Genomic DNA, 15,659 nt, shown 5'->3' with positions numbered 1-15,659 from the left:
CACGAGATGTGGCAAGACGCGAAAGCCCTGAACGCAACCGCCAACGGCATCTATGCCCTGGTGTTCGGCGTTTGCGTGGCCGCCGGCGTCTACTGGCTGGCGCACCGGCCCGTGTTCAACCTGCGCACGATCCGCGTCGAGGCGCTGGCCAGCGCGGACCTGCGCCACGTGAACCTGCTGACGCTGAAGAACGGCACGCAGGGCCGCATCCGCGGTAACTTCTTCACGGCGAACCTGGAGAACGTGCGCCAGGTGTTCGAGGCGGTGCCGTGGGTGCGGCGCGCCACGGTGCGGCGCGAATGGCCGGACCAGCTGATCGTGGAAGTGGAAGAGCACGAGGCACTGGGCACCTGGGGCGAGGATGGCCGCCTGCTGTCGGTGAAGGGCGATGTCTTCACCGCCAACCTGGCCGAGGCGGAAGAGGATCACGAGCTGCCGCAGTTCTCCGGACCGGACGGCAGCGAGAAGGAAGTATTGGCCCGCTACGCCGAGCTGCGCAAGTGGTTCGCGCCGGCGAAGCTGGTGCCGGAAGGCCTGGCGCTGTCGGGCCGCTATGCCTGGACGGTGATGCTCGATAACGGCACCAGCGTGGCGCTGGGCCGCGAACAGACGCCACGCACGCTGAAGGACCGGGTCGACCGGCTGGTGTCGATCTGGCCGCAGCTGGCGGCGCGCGTGCCGGACATCGAAACGATCGACATGCGCTACCAGAACGGCCTGGCGCTGGCGGCGACGGGACTGAAGATCCCGGCCGAGAAAACCAAGTAATACCACGCATTCAAAAATATTTAGCACAGCTATCGAACGAATTGGGCAGGCACAGAAGATGACAAAAGACGCGAAAAACCTGATCGTCGGTCTCGACATCGGCACCTCGAAAGTGGTGGCCGTGGTGGCCGAGGTGATGGGCGATGGCCGCCACGAAGTGATCGGGCTGGGGCAGCACGAATCGCGGGGCCTGAAAAAAGGCGTGGTGGTCAATATCGAGGCGACGGTGGAATCGATCCAGCGCGCGCTCGAGGAGGCCGAGCTGATGGCCGACTGCAAGATCCGCAATGTCTACGCGGGCATCGCGGGTAGCCATATCCGCAGCTTCAATTCGAGCGGCATGGTGGCCATCAAGGACAAGGAAGTGACGGCCACGGACGTGGCGCGCGTCATCGAAACGGCGAAGGCGGTTAATATCCCGACCGACCAGCAGCTGCTGCACACCGTGCCGCAGGAATTCATCGTCGACAGCCAGGAAGATGTGCGCGAACCCATCGGCATGAGCGGTATCCGCCTCGAAGTCAAAGTCCATATCGTGACCGGCGCAGTGAGCGCCGTGCAGAACATCGTCAAGTGCGTGCGCCGCTGCGGGCTCGAGGTCTCCGACCTGATCCTGCAGCCGATGGCATCGGCCGACGCCGTGCTGACGGTGGATGAAAAGGAATTGGGTGTAGTGCTGATCGATATCGGCGGCGGCACCACCGACGTTGCAGTGTTCTCGGACGGCGCGATCCGCCATACGGCAGTGATTCCGATCGCCGGCGACCAGATCACCAACGACATCGCGATGGCCTTGCGGACCCCCACCACGGAAGCGGAAGAAATCAAGATCCGCTATGGCGTGGCGAAGCAGGTGCTGGCAGATCCGGGCGAACACCTGGAAGTGCCGGGCCTGGGCGACCGCGGTCCCCGCAACCTGTCCCGCCAGGCGCTGGCTGCCGTCATCGAGCCGCGCGTGGAGGAACTGTTCGCCATGGTGCACCAGGTGGTGCGCGAGTCCGGCTACGAGGGCGTGCTCTCGTCCGGCATCGTGCTCACCGGCGGCACGGCCATCATGCCCGGCATGGTGGAAATGGCGGAAGACATCTTCCTGAAACCGGCGCGCCTCGGCACGCCGGACTATCGCGGCCAGCTGGCCGACGTGGTGCGCAGCCCCCGCTACGCCACCGTGCTCGGCCTGCTCCAGGAAGCGAAGAAGCAGTATCTGCGCGGGCATATCGTGACGCGCCAGGACGGTTCGGTGAAGGCGGTGTGGCAACGCATGAAGGAATGGTTCCTGGGTAATTTCTAGGACGGCAGCACGGCAGCGGAACACAGGCAGCAAGTCACAGGCAGCAAATCACAGGCAGCACGTATTACCAAACAGGGTCGGGTCATTTCAAATTTTCGCAGTTTTCAAGCGCCAGGTCTTCTACCGATATGAGGGTTGGCGCTTGGAAGCCGCAATACTTTTAGGAGCACATCATGGAGTTCGATATGGTCGATAACGCATCACTGGGAACGGTGATCAAGGTGGTCGGCGTGGGCGGCGCGGGTGGCAACGCGGTGCAGCACATGATCAACAAGGGCATGAGCGGCGTCGAGTTCATCGCCGCCAACACCGATGCCCAGGCGCTGTCGACCTCCAAGGCCGACAACGTCATCCAGATCGGCGAGACCGGCCTGGGTGCGGGCATGAAGCCGGAAGTGGGCCGCAAGCTGGCCGAGGAATCGCGCGCACGGATCGAAGACTCGCTGCGCGGCGCGCACATGGTGTTCATCGCGGCCGGCATGGGCGGCGGTACCGGCACCGGCGCGGCGCCGATCGTCGCGGAAATCGCCAAGTCGCTGGGTGCCCTGACGGTCGCCGTGGTGTCGAAGCCGTTCTCGCACGAAGGCCAGAAGTGCATGGAAATCGCCGACGACGGCCTGGAACTGCTGTCCGAGAACGTCGACTCGCTGATCGTGATCCTGAACGAGAAGCTCGAAGAGATCTACGAAGACGAATCGCTGATCGAATGGCTGCAGCATGCCGACGATGTGCTGAACAACGCGGTGGCCGGCATTGCCGAGATCATCAACGTGCCGGGCCACATCAACGTCGACTTCAACGACGTGAAGACGATCATGGGCGAGCAGGGCAAGGCCATGATGGGCACGGCCACGGCCGAAGGTGTTGACCGCGCACGCATCGCGGCGGAGCAGGCGGTCGCTTCGCCGCTGCTGGACGGCGTGGACCTGTCCGGCGCGCGCGGCGTGCTGGTCAATGTCACGGCCAGCCGCGGCCTGAAGGGCAAGGAAATCAAGGAAGTCATGGCCGCCGTGCGTGCCTTCGCCGCACCGGACGCGTCGATCGCGCAGGGTATCGCGTACGACGACAACATGGGCGACGCGATCCGCGTGACGGTCGTGGCGACCGGCCTGGGCAAGGCCAAGCGCCACGTCCAGCTGGTGCCGCAGCAGATGCTGCGCACGGGGACCAACAACGCGCCGATCCAGGGCGCGATGGGCGGCATCCCGGGCACCACGTCCGTGTCGATGGGCGTGGGCGCCGCCGGCGGCAACCATGCGTTCGAAGGCATGAAGGCCCCGGCCGTGTGGCGTCGCGAATCCGCTTCCGAACAGGTGCGCGCGATGGAGAAGAACGGCATGGAAACCTACGATATTCCGGCTTTCCTGCGCAAGCAGGCTGATTGATCAGAGGATCACGCAGGTACCCGTAAGCCCGGGTGCCCTGGCGCTGTCCTTCGAGAGAGGGGGCAGCGTCTTCGAGCGGATTCGCTCACGCTCTGGCATACTTTGCCAGCGCTGCCGCGCCCTGGGTGCTTCACCCTTGCGCGGCTTTTTTTATGCCATACACAGGAGTCCACCATGACCATCAAGATCGGCGACACGCTGCCGGAAGGCACGCTGTCCGAATTCGTCGAAGTCGAAACCGAAGCGTGCTCGCTGGGTCCGAACACGTTCAACGTGCAGGATCTGGTGAAGGGCAAGAAGATCGCCATCTTCGGCTTGCCGGGCGCCTTCACGCCCACCTGCTCGGCCAAGCACGTGCCCGGCTTCATCCAGCATGCGGATCAGTTCAAGGAAAAGGGCGTGGACGAGATCTGGTGCATCGCCGTCAACGACGCGTTCGTGATGGGCGCCTGGGGCCGCGAACAGAAGGCCACCGGCATCGTGCGCATGATGGGCGACGGGAACGCCGCCTACACGAAGGCGCTGGGCCTGGACGCGGATTTCTCGAAGTTCGGCATGGGCACGCGCTCGCAGCGCTACTCGCTGCTGGTCGAGGATGGCGTCGTGAAGCAGCTCAACGTGGAGCAGGGCGGCAAGTTCGAAGTGTCGAATGCGGAGACGCTGCTGGGCCAGCTGTAAGCTGCATCGGCTGCAATGCAAGACCCGGAGCGCGCTCCGGGTTTTTTTATTGCGTCGTCGCTATCCCTACCACCAACCCCAGTCGCCAAGCACCTTGGCCTTGTAATAGGCCAGATTGCAGACGGCTGCAAATGTCACGGGGCCGCCAGCGTGGAAAGCGGCGTCGGCGGCGCCCTCCGGCGCACCCATCGCAGCGAGAATTACATTCACAGCAAAGTTCGAGCCGATCAGCGCGACCGTCAGCGTGATGGCACGTTTCCACATGCCCTTCGCCATGAAATAGAATGGCCCGAAGAAAAGTGCCCATACGTTGAACGCAGCTCTGAAGCGCTCGCGTAACGGCAACGTGCGGATTTTTTCGAAAGTCGGGCCGCCAGCCTGTTCGATCAATGCGAAGCGCCGCCGCCAGGCCGGCGACAGCGCTTCGAGCCCTCGGCCAAGGTCATGACCGCAACCAAAACAGCCGTTGCCGGCACTGTAGCCGGTATTGCAATGTTCGCAGCGCACCATCTCGAGCTCTCCTATGGTTGACGCCGGCGGGTCCGGCGTCGTCGAGCTGTAAGCTTAAGAATCCGGTGAGCTCAGGATATTGCGGCTGGGCAAACTCACCATTGCTTCCATGCTTGCGCCTTCATGCAGCGCCGCGATCTACCACCAGCTGTCGTCCCCCAGCACGGCCTGCTTGTAGTAGTCCAGGTTGGCGCGGTAGGCATAGACGAAGGCGGCGATGCTGATGCCCACGTTGCGCGCCAGTTCAGGGGCGATGCCGGCCAGGTCCGCGGCGCTCATCATCAGCAGCGTGAGGGCCGCCATCAGCAGCGCCAGCGACAGGCCGCGCTTCCACATGCCCTTGCACGCGTAGTAGGCGGCGCCGAACAGCAGGGCGAAGACATTGCAGCGGATGCGTAGCCGATCGGGCAGGGGCAGCTGCGCCAGCTTGGCCAGCGTCACGCCGCCGGCGCGGTCGATGGCGCCGAATTTCTCGCGCCACACAAGCGGCAGGCGCTGCGGCACGGCGAACTCCGGCGGCGTGCAGCTGGCAATGGCGCTGGTCGGCCGGCATGCCGTGCACAGCGGGCTCGTGATGAAGTGGGTACCGCAGTGATGGCAGATCGACATAAGGCCTCCGGGCAATGGATGATGAAGCGGCGATTGGACGAGCGGGGATAGAGCGAGCGCGGCTATAGAGCGAGCTCGACTATATCGATCCGCAAAAATTGTCTACTCATCAATTGTCAAGGCGGCACTGTCTTTTGCGTGGCACCAAGTGCGGAGGCGGTTCTCTAGAGGAGGCCATCGAAATGCCCCGCACGGCGTTTGCGGCCGGTCAGCCGGGGGCGAGGGAGTGGTTGCTACCATCGCGCCCCCGAGCGGCAGGGCGGATGTTGTGGGAATGCTACGCGGCCGCTTTCTTGCGCGAGCGCTTTTTCGGCGCCAGCATCACGCCTGTGCATTCGGGCGCGCCACAGTGGCAGGCGAAAGCCTTCTTCACGGCCGGCGTGTGGCGCTCGTCGTAGATGAGGCCGTAGTTGTAGTTCAGTTCCTCGCCCTTCTCGATATCCTGCAGCGCGTGGATGTAGACGCGGTCCTCGTCTTCCATCGCTTCGCAGTTCGGCGCGCACGAGTGGTTGATGAAGCGCGCCTCGTTGCCGTTGGCGCCGCCGTCGATCAGCAGGCCGTTGTTCAGCGTGAAGAAGAACGTGTGGTTGATCGGGCCGCCCTTCGCGGCGGTACGGCGGCAGGTTTCGTCCCAGTCGACGATTTCGCCCGTGTATTCGATGATGCGGGCGCCGGCCGGGATCTTGCGGCGGGCGAACACGCCGCGGCCATGAATCGGGGACTCGTGCACTTCGTAGAGGGGCAGGGGTTTCTTGGCGGATGTGGTCATTTCTGCATCTTACCGTGCCTGCCGGTCAGATACGATAGCCGCACGATAGCAAATCGCGATGCACCGGGCGGCTTAACAACAGCCCCGGGCATTGCGTACAATGGCCGATCCGCCACTCACAGGATCGCGCTTGAAACCCGACGCCAAGGAAAACCTGCACAGCATCTACGCGATGATCGCCGCCGTGGCCATGTTCGCGCTGATGGACACCTCGATGAAGCTGCTGGCCGGCCACTATCCGGCCGTGCAGGTGACGGTGCTGCGCGCGCTGACGTCGCTGCCGCTGGTGTGTGCGTTCATCGCCTGGCGGGGCAAGTTCCGCGGCATCCTGCGGGTGCGCTGGCCGCTGCACCTGCTGCGCGGCGCATTGGGCGTGGTCATGCTGACGGTGTTCGCCTGGGGCCTCAAATCGCTGCCGCTGGCCGAAGCGTATTCGCTGTTCTTCATCGCGCCGGCGCTGATCACGGCGCTGTCGGTGTTCATCCTGAAGGAGCGCGTCGACGGCCGGCAGTGGCTGGCGATCTTCGTCGGACTGGGCGGCGTGCTGGTGGTGCTGCGGCCGAGCGGCCTGAACTTCATTTCGCTGGCGGGACTGGCCGTGCTGGCGGCCGCCACGGGCTATGCCGTGTCGGCGATCGCCAGCCGCATCCTCAGCCGTACCGATTCCAACGAACACATCATGTTCTGGGTACTGGTGCTGATGGGGGCCGGTGCGCTGCCGCTGGCGCTGCCCGGCTGGGTGCCGCTGCGCTGGGACGACTGGCCCGTGATCGCGCTGCTGGCCACCTCCGGCTTCCTGGGCCAGATGGCGATCACGAAGGCATTCAGCATCGGCAAGGCGTCCATCGTGGCGCCGTTCGAGTACACCGGGCTGGCGTGGAGCGTGGCGATCGACTGGGCGATCTGGAACACGCTGCCGGACCGCTGGACGTTGACGGGCGCCGCGATCATCATCGCCAGCGGCATCTACCTGGTGCGGCGCGAGGCCGTGCACAGCGAGGCGGAGCACCCCTGATTCAGCGGCGGCGCCGCGTCCGCGCCAGGGCGCCCAGGCCCAGTCCCAGCAGAGCGAGGCTGCCCGGTTCGGGGACGGCAAAGGCCGCGTCGATGCTCACGTCGTCCACGCCCACGTGCTGGAAGAACTCCGTCTCCACCGCGGCAAAGCGCAGCTGGTAAGTGCCGCCGGCCGCCACCAGCGCCGTGATATCGAACGTGTAGTCCGTGTACGGGTGCGGGTTCGTGGCCGGGTCATCGATGCCGAAGTAAAAATTCTGCAGCACGCCGGCGCCCGTGTCGAACGGATCCGCGCCGGCCGTCAGCAGATCGACGCGGGTGAATTGCGCCGGCTGGCCGGTGAGGTGATCGAGCACGCCGCCGTTCGGGAAGAAATCCGCATACGAGTTCACGAACATGCTGAAGGTGAGGATCACCGACGTGGCGCCAGGGGCCACGTTGAAGGACTGGAGCAGCGCGTGGGTGCTGGGATTGACCTGGTCGGTCACGGCATAGCCCACGCCGCCGTGCGCGCCGACGGTGGAGAAATTCGACACTGGCGTGGTCGTGCCTGTGTTCGCGAACCAGCTGCCGGCGCTGTTCGGACGATCGATGGCGGTCCAGTTGGCGAGCCCCGCTTCGAAGCCGCCGTTCTGCAGCAGCGGCGTGGCGGTGGCGGCCGTGCCGGCAACCAGCAGCAGTGCGGCCAGGGATTGCAGTGTTTTCATGATGTTCTCCTGTAGAGGTGTTTCGATATCCGATCCTGCTCAGGCGCGCCGGCGCACCGCCACCAGGCCGCCAAGGCCCAGCCCCAGCAGGGCCAGGCTGTCCGGTTCCGGCACTGCGAACACGGCGTCGATGCTCACGTCGTCCACCCCCAGGTGCAGGAAGAAGTCCGTTTCCACCGCCGCGAAACGCAGCTGGTAGTTCCCCCCGGCCGCCACCAGCGGCGTGATGTCGAACGTGTAGTCGGTGTAGGGATGGGGATTGGTGGACGGATCGTCGATGCCGAAGTAGAAGTTGCGCAGCACGCCGGCGCCCGTGTCGAACGGATCGGCGCCGGCCGACAGCAGGTCGACGCGGCCGAATTGCGCGCGCGGCGTGGTGTGATCGAGCTCGCCGTTGTGCGGGGCGAAGGCGCCATAGGAGTTGACGAACATGCTGAAGTCCAGGGTCACCGATGCGGCGCCCGGTGCCACGCCAAAGCCCTGGAGCAGCGCGTGGGTGCCGGGGTTGAACTGGTCCGTCACGGCATAGGTGCTGCCGCCGTGCGCGCCCACGGTCGCGATCGAGCTGAGCGGGGTGGCCGTTCCCGCGTGCGCGAACCAGGTGCCGGCGCTGCCGGGACGGTCGACGACGGTCCAGCCGGTGAAGCCGGCTTCGAAGCCGCCGTTCTGCAGCAAGGGTGTCGCGGCAGCCAGCGCGGCGGCGGCGCTGCTGGCGATCAGCAGCAGGACGGCAAGCATGTGCGGCGATGTCATGGCGTTCTCCCGACAGTCCATGCGGGAGGAGATTGCAACGGCCATGCCAGCCGCTGCGTGCAGAGCGAACATCGGGATGGGCAGGGCGATGGCCGCAGCGTGTCCCGGCAACCTGTCATGGCGGCCGACGTTATCGTCGTTTCAACTTGTCGAGGCGAAGCCACGGCCGGGAACGCCAGCCGTCGAATCTCGATATAATCGTGAAATGCTGAAACAACGAACCATCCAGGAAACCGTCCGCACCATCGGTGTCGGCGTGCACTCCGGCACCAAGGTCGAACTGACCCTGCGGCCGGCCCCGCCCGGCACGGGCATCGTCTTCGCGCGCGTGGACCTGACGCCGCCGGTGGTGTTCCCCGTGGGGCCGCTTGAGATCGGCGACACCCGGATGGCGACGGTGATGATCCGCGACGGCGCACGCGTCTCGACGATCGAGCACCTGATGTCCGCCTGCGCGGGTCTCGGTATCGACAACCTGTTTGTCGACGTGACGGCCGAAGAGATTCCCATCATGGACGGCTCGGCCTCGTCGTTCGTGTTCCTGCTGCAGCAGGCCGGCCTGGCCGAGCAGGACGCGCCGAAACAGTTCCTGCGCATCCTGAAGCCCGTCGAAGTGCGCGATGGCCAGGGCGCCAACGAGAAGTGGGCCCGCCTCGTGCCGCACGACGGCTTCAAGCTGGACTTCTTCATCGAATTCAATCACCCGGCCGTCGACGGCACGGCGCAGCGCGCGCAGATCGATTTCGGCACGCAGTCGTACATCCAGGCCGTGGCGCGCGCCCGTACCTTCGGCTTCATGCAGGATGTGGAAATGCTGCGCGGGATCGGCCTGGCGCGCGGCGGCTCGCTGGAAAACGCCATCGTGATGGATGAGTACCGTGTCCTGAATCCCGACGGCCTGCGCTACGACGACGAATTCGTGCGCCACAAGATCCTGGACGCGATCGGCGACCTGTACGTGATCGGCCACCCGCTGATCTGCGCCTACGAGGCCCACAAGTCCGGCCACGCGCTGAACAACCGCCTGCTGCGCGAACTGCTGGCCCGGCCGGATGCCTACGAGATCGTCACCTACGACTCCGCCGACCAGGCCCCGCCATCGTATGCGCGCCAGCTCGAGCAGGAGTGGGAATACAACTAAGGCCGAGCTCGTGTCCACCATGGGGTCAGACCCCGACACGGACACGAGCTGGGCAGTAAGCTAGCGCCGGTGCGCGACCAGGTTCTTCAGCGCGGCGATCAGCGTGGCGTTGGCCTTGGTTGGTTCGAGCGCGTCGGACAGCTCGGCGAACGAATCGACACCCACTGCCGGGATCACCAGCGGACGGCGCTCCACGGGCGGTGTCGACATCGCCTTCATCATCTGCACCTTCAACTTCACGCTGTCGACCTGCCAGCCTTTTTGCGCCAGCGTCTCTTGCAGTTTTGGCAATTGCTGTTTAAGCTTGGCGGCGACCGACGCGTTGGGCGTCGACAGCACCAGCAGCCCCGCCTCGAACGACAGGATCTCGCACAGGCCGAACGCGGCCGGCAGCACGCGCGCGCAGTCCTGTTGCAGCTGTGCCATGCGCTGGACGGCGGGCAGCAGGGCTGCCAGCTTGTCGTGATAGCGCAGGAAATCCGTGGCGCCAACGGCGGTGCGGGTCTGGTTCGGTGAGTTGAATCGCATTCGCGCACCTTAGCATAGCCGCGCCGGGTGTGCAGCGGAGGATGGGCACCGTCGGGCCGGCTTCGCGTCCCCCGGCAGGCGCCGCGGGCGGCCAGCCGTACCGCTCCGGTTAATGCTGGATGTTAATATTTCCCATCAGGCTATTGTCTTACCGTTCGGGCAGCCCCATGTACCCCCGTGCTAAAATCATGGTCTTTTGCCATAGTCGTGGGGCAGGTACCCTGGGCACGGGCGGAAACCCCTCCCGCACAGCGGTCTTTTTTAAACGGCGTTTATTCAAGAAATTCAAGCATGTCCTTACTGACCCGGATTTTCGGCAGCCGTAACCAGCGGCTCCTCAAGCAATACCAGAAGACTGTCAACGAGATCAATGCGCTCGAGTCGCAGTACGAACAGCTGTCGGACGCCGAACTGCAGGCGAAAACGCCCGCCTTCAAGGCCCGCGTCGCCAACGGCGAGTCGCTGGACGACCTGCTGGTCGAGGCATTCGCCGTGTGCCGCGAGGCGTCGAAGCGCGTCTTCAAGATGCGCCACTTCGATGTCCAGCTGCTGGGCGGCATGGTGCTGCACTACGGGAAAATCGCCGAGATGCGCACGGGCGAGGGCAAGACGCTGACCGGCACGCTGCCGGCCTACCTGAACGCGCTGTCCGGCAAGGGCGTGCACATCGTCACGGTCAACGATTACCTGGCCCAGCGCGATGCGGAAACGATGGGCAAGCTGTACCGCTGGCTGGGCCTGACGACGGGCATCAACCTGTCGCAGATGGACCATGCCGTCAAGCAGGAAGCCTACGGTTCCGACATCACCTACGGCACCAACAACGAATTCGGTTTCGACTACCTGCGCGACAACATGGTGTTCGAGATCCGCGACCGCGTGCAGCGCGGCCTGAACTACGCCATCGTCGATGAAGTCGACTCGATCCTGATCGACGAGGCGCGCACTCCGCTGATCATCTCCGGCCAGGCCGAGAACCACACGGACCTGTACCACAAGATCAATACCGTGCCGCCCCAGCTGACCCTGCAGATCGGCGAAGAGAAGCCGGACGGCGGCGGCAACGTCGAAGTCCCGGGCGACTACACGAAGGACGAGAAGGCGCACCAGGTGCTGCTGACGGAAGCGGGCCACGAGAAGGCCGAGGCGATCCTCACGCAGATGGGCCTGCTGCCGGAAGGCGCGTCGCTGTACGACTCGGCCAACATCACGCTGGTGCACCACCTGTATGCGGCGCTGCGCGCCCATGCGCTGTACCACAAGGACCAGCATTACGTCGTGCAGCACGGCGAAGTGGTCATCGTCGACGAATTCACCGGCCGCATGATGACGGGCCGCCGCTGGTCCGACGGCCTGCACCAGGCCGTCGAGGCGAAGGAAGGCGTCAAGATCCAGAACGAGAACCAGACGCTGGCCTCGATCACGTTCCAGAACTACTTCCGCATGTACGGCAAGCTGGCCGGCATGACGGGTACCGCCGACACGGAAGCGTTCGAGTTCCAGGACATCTACGGCCTCGAGACCGTGGTGGTGCCGCCGAACCGCCCGTCCGCCCGCAAGGACAAGCAGGACCAGGTGTACAAGTCGGCGCAGGAAAAATACATGGCGATGGTCACCGACATCCGCGAGTGCTACGAGCGCGGCCAGCCGGTGCTGGTGGGTACCACGTCGATCGAGAACTCCGAGCTGCTGTCGGGGATCCTCGACAAGGCCAAGCTGCCGCACAACGTGCTGAACGCCAAGCAGCACGCCCGCGAGGCCGAGATCATCGCGCAGGCCGGTTCGCCGCAGGCCATCACCATCGCCACCAACATGGCGGGCCGCGGGACCGACATCGTTTTGGGCGGCAACGTCGAGAAGCAGATCCAGTTCGTCGAGGCCAATCCGGCCCTGTCGGATGCGGAGAAGGCCGCGCAATCGGCCAGGCTGCGCGACGGCTGGCAGGCGCTGCACGAGAAGGTGGTGGCGGCCGGTGGCCTGCACATCATCGGCACCGAGCGCCATGAATCGCGCCGCGTCGACAACCAGCTGCGTGGCCGTTCCGGCCGCCAGGGCGACCCGGGCTCGTCCCGCTTCTACCTGTCGCTGGACGATCCTTTGCTGCGCATCTTCGCGGGCGACCGCGTGCGCGCCATCATGGAACGCCTGAAGATGCCGGAAGGCGAACCGATCGAGGCGGGCATCGTCACGCGCTCGATCGAATCGGCGCAGCGCAAGGTCGAGGCGCGCAACTTCGACGTGCGCAAGCAGCTGCTCGAATACGACGACGTGGCCAACGACCAGCGCAAGGTGATCTACCAGCAGCGCAACGAACTGCTGGAAGCGACCGACATCTCCGAGATGATCCAGAACCTGCGCCACGGCGTGTTCGAGGAAGTGGTGCGCCAGTACGTGCCGGCCGAATCGGTCGAAGAGCAGTGGGACGTGCCGGGCCTGCAGGCTGCGCTGGCGGCCGAGTGGCAGATCAACGTGCCGCTGGCGGAGATGCTGGAGAAGGAAAACAACCTGACGGACGAAGACATCGTCGAGCGCGTGACGGCGGCGGCGGACGAGGTCTACAACAGCAAGATCGCCATCGTCGGCAAGGAATCGTTCGGCGGCTTCGAACGCAGCGTGATGCTGCAGGGTGTCGACAGCCACTGGCGCGAACACCTGGCCGCGCTGGACCACCTGCGTCAGGGTATCCACCTGCGCGGCTATGCGCAGAAGAACCCGAAGCAGGAATACAAGCGCGAAGCGTTCGAGCTGTTCGCCCAGATGCTGGACATGATCAAGAACGAGGTCGTGCGCCTGGTGATGACGGTGCGTATCCAGTCCCGCGAGGAAGTGGAAGCGGCCGAAGCGGCCATGGCCGCCACGCAGCTGGAGAACGTGCATTACCAGCACGCCGACTTCGACCCGAACGCGGCGCCGGAAGAGCTGCTGGCACCGATCTCGGTGACCACCACCACGCCGGCCGCCGAAGTGCAGGTCGGCCCGAAGATCGGCCGCAACGACCCTTGCCCTTGCGGCAGCGGCAAGAAGTACAAGGCCTGCCACGGCAAGCTGGCCTGATGGGCTGACGCAGCGAGAAAAACCGGGGTACGCTCCGGTTTTTTGCATTCTGCTTCCGCCGATTCCGATTCCGGCTTCATTCCGATTCCAATTCGTATTCCGACGCCGACGCCGATTCCGCTTCCTCCTCCGCAGGGTTCCGCGATGTCCGACCATCCTTCTCCCGAACAGCGCCGCGAACTGGGCGCCTTCCTCAGCAGCCGCCGCGCGCGGTTGCAGCCCACCGACTTCGGCCTGCCTGCCGGCCCGCGCCGCACGCCGGGACTGCGCCGCGAGGAAGTGGCGCTGCTGGCCGGCGTCAGCGTCAGCTGGTACACCTGGCTGGAGCAGGGCCGCGAAATCCATCCGTCGGCCGATGCGCTGCGCCGCATCGGCGATGTCCTGCGGCTGGACCAGGCCGAAGCGGCCCACCTGTTCGCGCTGGCCGCACGCCAGCCGCCACCGCCGCCAGCCGGCAACGGTCCCGTCAGCGATGGACTGGAACAGCTGGTGCGTGCCATCGATGTTCCAGCCTACGTGCGCAACACGCGGCTCGACATCCTGGTCTGGAACGCCGCCGTCGCCGACCTGTTCGTCGATTACGCCGCATTGCAGCCGCACGAGCGCAACACGCTGCGCCTGCTGTTCCTGCACGAGCCGTTCCGCACCCGCATCGTCGACTGGGCGCAGATGGCGCGCAGCATGCTCTCCACCTTCCGCGCCGCGCGTGCCCAGGCCCAGGACAAGGCGCCGTTCGACGCGCTGGTGGCCGAGCTGTCCGACCTGAGCCCGGAATTCAGCGCCTGGTGGGGCGATACGGACGTCAAGATCTTCGACGAGGGCGGCAAGATCCTGCGGCTGCCCGGCGGCGCGCAGGTCGCCTACACGTACCTGGCACTGACCCCGGTGGGCCGGCCGGACCTGTCGCTGGTGACCTACATGCCGCGCGAGCCTGCCTGGGAGCGGCACTCATAGGATCACGGGACGCCTTCCCCGGCCCGCGCGACAGGTCTACAGTGATTGAACAGGCAGTGCTTGCTGCTGCAAACCGTCATGGAGGCCGTATGTCGAAACTCGATCCCCTTTCCCCCGCCGGCGCCGTCTCGCGCAATCCGGCCAGCGGCGCACTGATCGCCAATTACCCGTTCCACACCGCTGCCGAGGTCGAGCAGCTGCTGGGCGCGAACGCCGCAGCCCAGCGGCAGTGGCGCGACACGCCGATCGCCGAACGCGTATCAGCCTATCGCCGCCTGGCCGCGCTGCTGCGCGAGAACAGCGAACGCCTGGCGACACTGATGACCAGCGAGATGGGCAAGACGCTCGCGGCCGCGCGCGCCGAAGTGGAGAAATGCGCCGGCTCCCTCGAGTGGCTGGTGGCACACGGTCCCGCGCTCCTGGCCGACGAGCCGGTGCCGGTCGAGGGCGGCGACCAGGTATTCGTGTCGTATCTGCCGATCGGCACGGTGCTGGCCGTGATGCCGTGGAACTTCCCGCTGTGGCAGGTGATCCGTGCCGCCGGCCCCATCATGTTGTCCGGGAACGGCTTCGTGCTCAAGCATGCGCCGAACGTGATGGGCGCCGCGTTCGCACTGCAGGAACTCTACGAGGCCGCCGGTTTCCCGCGGGGCCTGTTCGCCAGCCTGAATGCCGACAACGACACGGTGGCGCGCGTCATCGGCGATCCGCGCATCGCGGCGGTGACCTTGACCGGCAGTGCCCGCGCCGGTGCGGCCATCGCCGCGCTGGCCGGCCGGGCGCTGAAGAAAAGCCTGCTGGAGCTGGGCGGTTCCGACGCGTTCATCGTGCTGGCCGACGCGAACATCGACCTGGCCGTCAAGGCCGCCGTCCACGCACGCTTCCAGAACGCCGGGCAGGTGTGCCTGGCCGCCAAGCGCTTCATCGTCGAGCGGCCTGTGCTGGAGGAGTTCACGCGCAAGTTCGTGGCCGCCGCGCGGCAGGTGACCGTCGGCGATCCGCTGGACCCGGCCACCACGATGGGGCCGATGGCGCGCGCCGACCTGCTCGAAGAGCTGCACGGCCAGGTGCAGCGCACGATCGCGGCCGGTGCGACGCTGCTGCTGGGCGGCGAAAAGCTGCCTGGCGCCGGCAATTTCTATGCGCCGACGGTATTGGCCGGCGTGGTGCCCGGCATGGCCGCGTTTGACGAGGAGACCTTCGGCCCGGTGGCCGCCATCAAGGCGGCCGACGATGTCGAGCACGCGATCGCTTTGGCCAACACGAGCGATTACGGGCTGGGTGGCGCGCTGTGGACGGGCGACACGGTGCAGGCGCAGCGCATCGCCCGGCGCCTGGAAACGGGCGGCGTGTTCGTCAACGGCTTCTCGCTGACGGACCCGCGCATTCCCACTGGCGGCGTGAAGAAAAGCGGCTATGGCCGCGAGCTGTCGCACTTCGGCCTGCGCGAGTTCACCAATGCGCAGGCGGTGTGGGTGAAGACGGTCGGCTGAACTGG

General features: G+C 65.6%; 15 protein-coding genes. 9 read left to right on the top strand and 6 right to left on the bottom strand.

Annotation, left to right across the window (positions count from 1 at the left end; genetic code table 11):
• Window positions 1–6 precede the first annotated feature (6 nt).
• From IP91_RS17475 to IP91_RS17460, 4 genes are all read left to right on the top strand, one after another.
• On the top strand, window positions 7–768 hold the full coding sequence (locus IP91_RS17475; RefSeq protein ID WP_145650375.1) for a cell division protein FtsQ/DivIB: 762 nt from the start codon (window positions 7–9) through the stop codon (window positions 766–768).
• A gap of 58 nt (window positions 769–826) precedes the next feature.
• Window positions 827–2,059, top strand: a complete 1,233-nt coding sequence (ftsA, locus tag IP91_RS17470; protein WP_145650374.1) for a cell division protein FtsA — start codon at window positions 827–829, stop codon at window positions 2,057–2,059.
• A 173-nt stretch (window positions 2,060–2,232) separates the two neighbouring features.
• A complete protein-coding gene (gene ftsZ, locus IP91_RS17465; RefSeq protein ID WP_145650373.1) occupies window positions 2,233–3,444 on the top strand; it encodes a cell division protein FtsZ in 1,212 nt (403 codons plus the stop codon).
• Between the two features lie 174 nt (window positions 3,445–3,618).
• Complete coding sequence (locus tag IP91_RS17460; protein ID WP_145650372.1) at window positions 3,619–4,122, top strand: peroxiredoxin; 504 nt, start codon at window positions 3,619–3,621, stop codon at window positions 4,120–4,122.
• Window positions 4,123–4,188: 66 nt separating this feature from the next.
• Here the strand turns inward: IP91_RS17460 and IP91_RS17455 are convergent, their stop codons facing one another.
• The 3 genes from IP91_RS17455 to IP91_RS17445 form a co-directional block, all read right to left on the bottom strand.
• Window positions 4,189–4,632, bottom strand: coding sequence for a DUF2628 domain-containing protein (locus IP91_RS17455; RefSeq protein ID WP_145650371.1), 444 nt, complete (start codon window positions 4,630–4,632; stop codon window positions 4,189–4,191).
• Between the two features lie 138 nt (window positions 4,633–4,770).
• Window positions 4,771–5,241, bottom strand: coding sequence for a DUF2628 domain-containing protein (locus IP91_RS17450; RefSeq protein ID WP_145650370.1), 471 nt, complete (start codon window positions 5,239–5,241; stop codon window positions 4,771–4,773).
• Between the two features lie 277 nt (window positions 5,242–5,518).
• On the bottom strand, window positions 5,519–6,010 hold the full coding sequence (locus IP91_RS17445; protein ID WP_145650369.1) for an SET domain-containing protein: 492 nt from the start codon (window positions 6,008–6,010) through the stop codon (window positions 5,519–5,521).
• Between the two features lie 172 nt (window positions 6,011–6,182).
• Between IP91_RS17445 and IP91_RS17440 the strand changes: the two genes are divergently transcribed.
• Window positions 6,183–7,025 carry a DMT family transporter gene (locus IP91_RS17440; RefSeq protein WP_145650581.1) on the top strand — a complete coding sequence of 281 codons (843 nt, stop codon included), beginning with the start codon at window positions 6,183–6,185 and terminating at the stop codon, window positions 7,023–7,025.
• 1 nt (window position 7,026) lies between these two features.
• On the opposite strand, the gene IP91_RS17435 is transcribed toward IP91_RS17440, so the two are convergent.
• Both IP91_RS17435 and IP91_RS17430 read right to left on the bottom strand, forming a co-directional pair.
• Entirely contained in the window at window positions 7,027–7,731 is a 705-nt protein-coding gene (locus IP91_RS17435) for a PEP-CTERM sorting domain-containing protein (RefSeq protein ID WP_145650368.1), read from the bottom strand.
• Between the two features lie 39 nt (window positions 7,732–7,770).
• A complete protein-coding gene (locus tag IP91_RS17430) occupies window positions 7,771–8,484 on the bottom strand; it encodes a PEP-CTERM sorting domain-containing protein (protein WP_145650367.1) in 714 nt (237 codons plus the stop codon).
• A gap of 205 nt (window positions 8,485–8,689) precedes the next feature.
• Here IP91_RS17430 and lpxC point away from each other — a divergent pair, with 205 nt between their 5' ends.
• The gene (gene lpxC / locus IP91_RS17425) at window positions 8,690–9,625 is read left to right on the top strand and encodes a UDP-3-O-acyl-N-acetylglucosamine deacetylase (RefSeq protein ID WP_145650366.1); all 936 of its coding nucleotides are present in this window, start codon (window positions 8,690–8,692) and stop codon (window positions 9,623–9,625) included.
• Between the two features lie 60 nt (window positions 9,626–9,685).
• Here lpxC and IP91_RS17420 read toward each other — a convergent pair whose 3' ends face one another.
• Window positions 9,686–10,153 (bottom strand): DciA family protein, encoded by a 468-nt coding sequence (locus IP91_RS17420; protein ID WP_145650365.1) that lies wholly within the window; start codon window positions 10,151–10,153, stop codon window positions 9,686–9,688.
• A 291-nt stretch (window positions 10,154–10,444) separates the two neighbouring features.
• Between IP91_RS17420 and secA the strand changes: the two genes are divergently transcribed.
• From secA to IP91_RS17405, 3 genes are all read left to right on the top strand, one after another.
• Window positions 10,445–13,207, top strand: a complete 2,763-nt coding sequence (secA, locus tag IP91_RS17415) for a preprotein translocase subunit SecA (RefSeq protein WP_145650364.1) — start codon at window positions 10,445–10,447, stop codon at window positions 13,205–13,207.
• A gap of 144 nt (window positions 13,208–13,351) precedes the next feature.
• Window positions 13,352–14,161 (top strand): helix-turn-helix transcriptional regulator, encoded by an 810-nt coding sequence (locus IP91_RS17410; RefSeq protein ID WP_145650363.1) that lies wholly within the window; start codon window positions 13,352–13,354, stop codon window positions 14,159–14,161.
• Between the two features lie 89 nt (window positions 14,162–14,250).
• The gene (locus tag IP91_RS17405; protein ID WP_145650362.1) at window positions 14,251–15,654 is read left to right on the top strand and encodes an NAD-dependent succinate-semialdehyde dehydrogenase; all 1,404 of its coding nucleotides are present in this window, start codon (window positions 14,251–14,253) and stop codon (window positions 15,652–15,654) included.
• The last annotated feature ends 5 nt before the right edge of the window (window positions 15,655–15,659 follow it).

This window comes from Pseudoduganella lurida, from assembly GCF_007830455.1.
GTDB lineage: Bacteria > Pseudomonadota > Gammaproteobacteria > Burkholderiales > Burkholderiaceae_D > Rugamonas > Rugamonas lurida.
The sequence above is the reverse complement of the archived record's forward strand: the minus strand, read 5'-3'. Positions and strand labels throughout refer to the sequence as shown.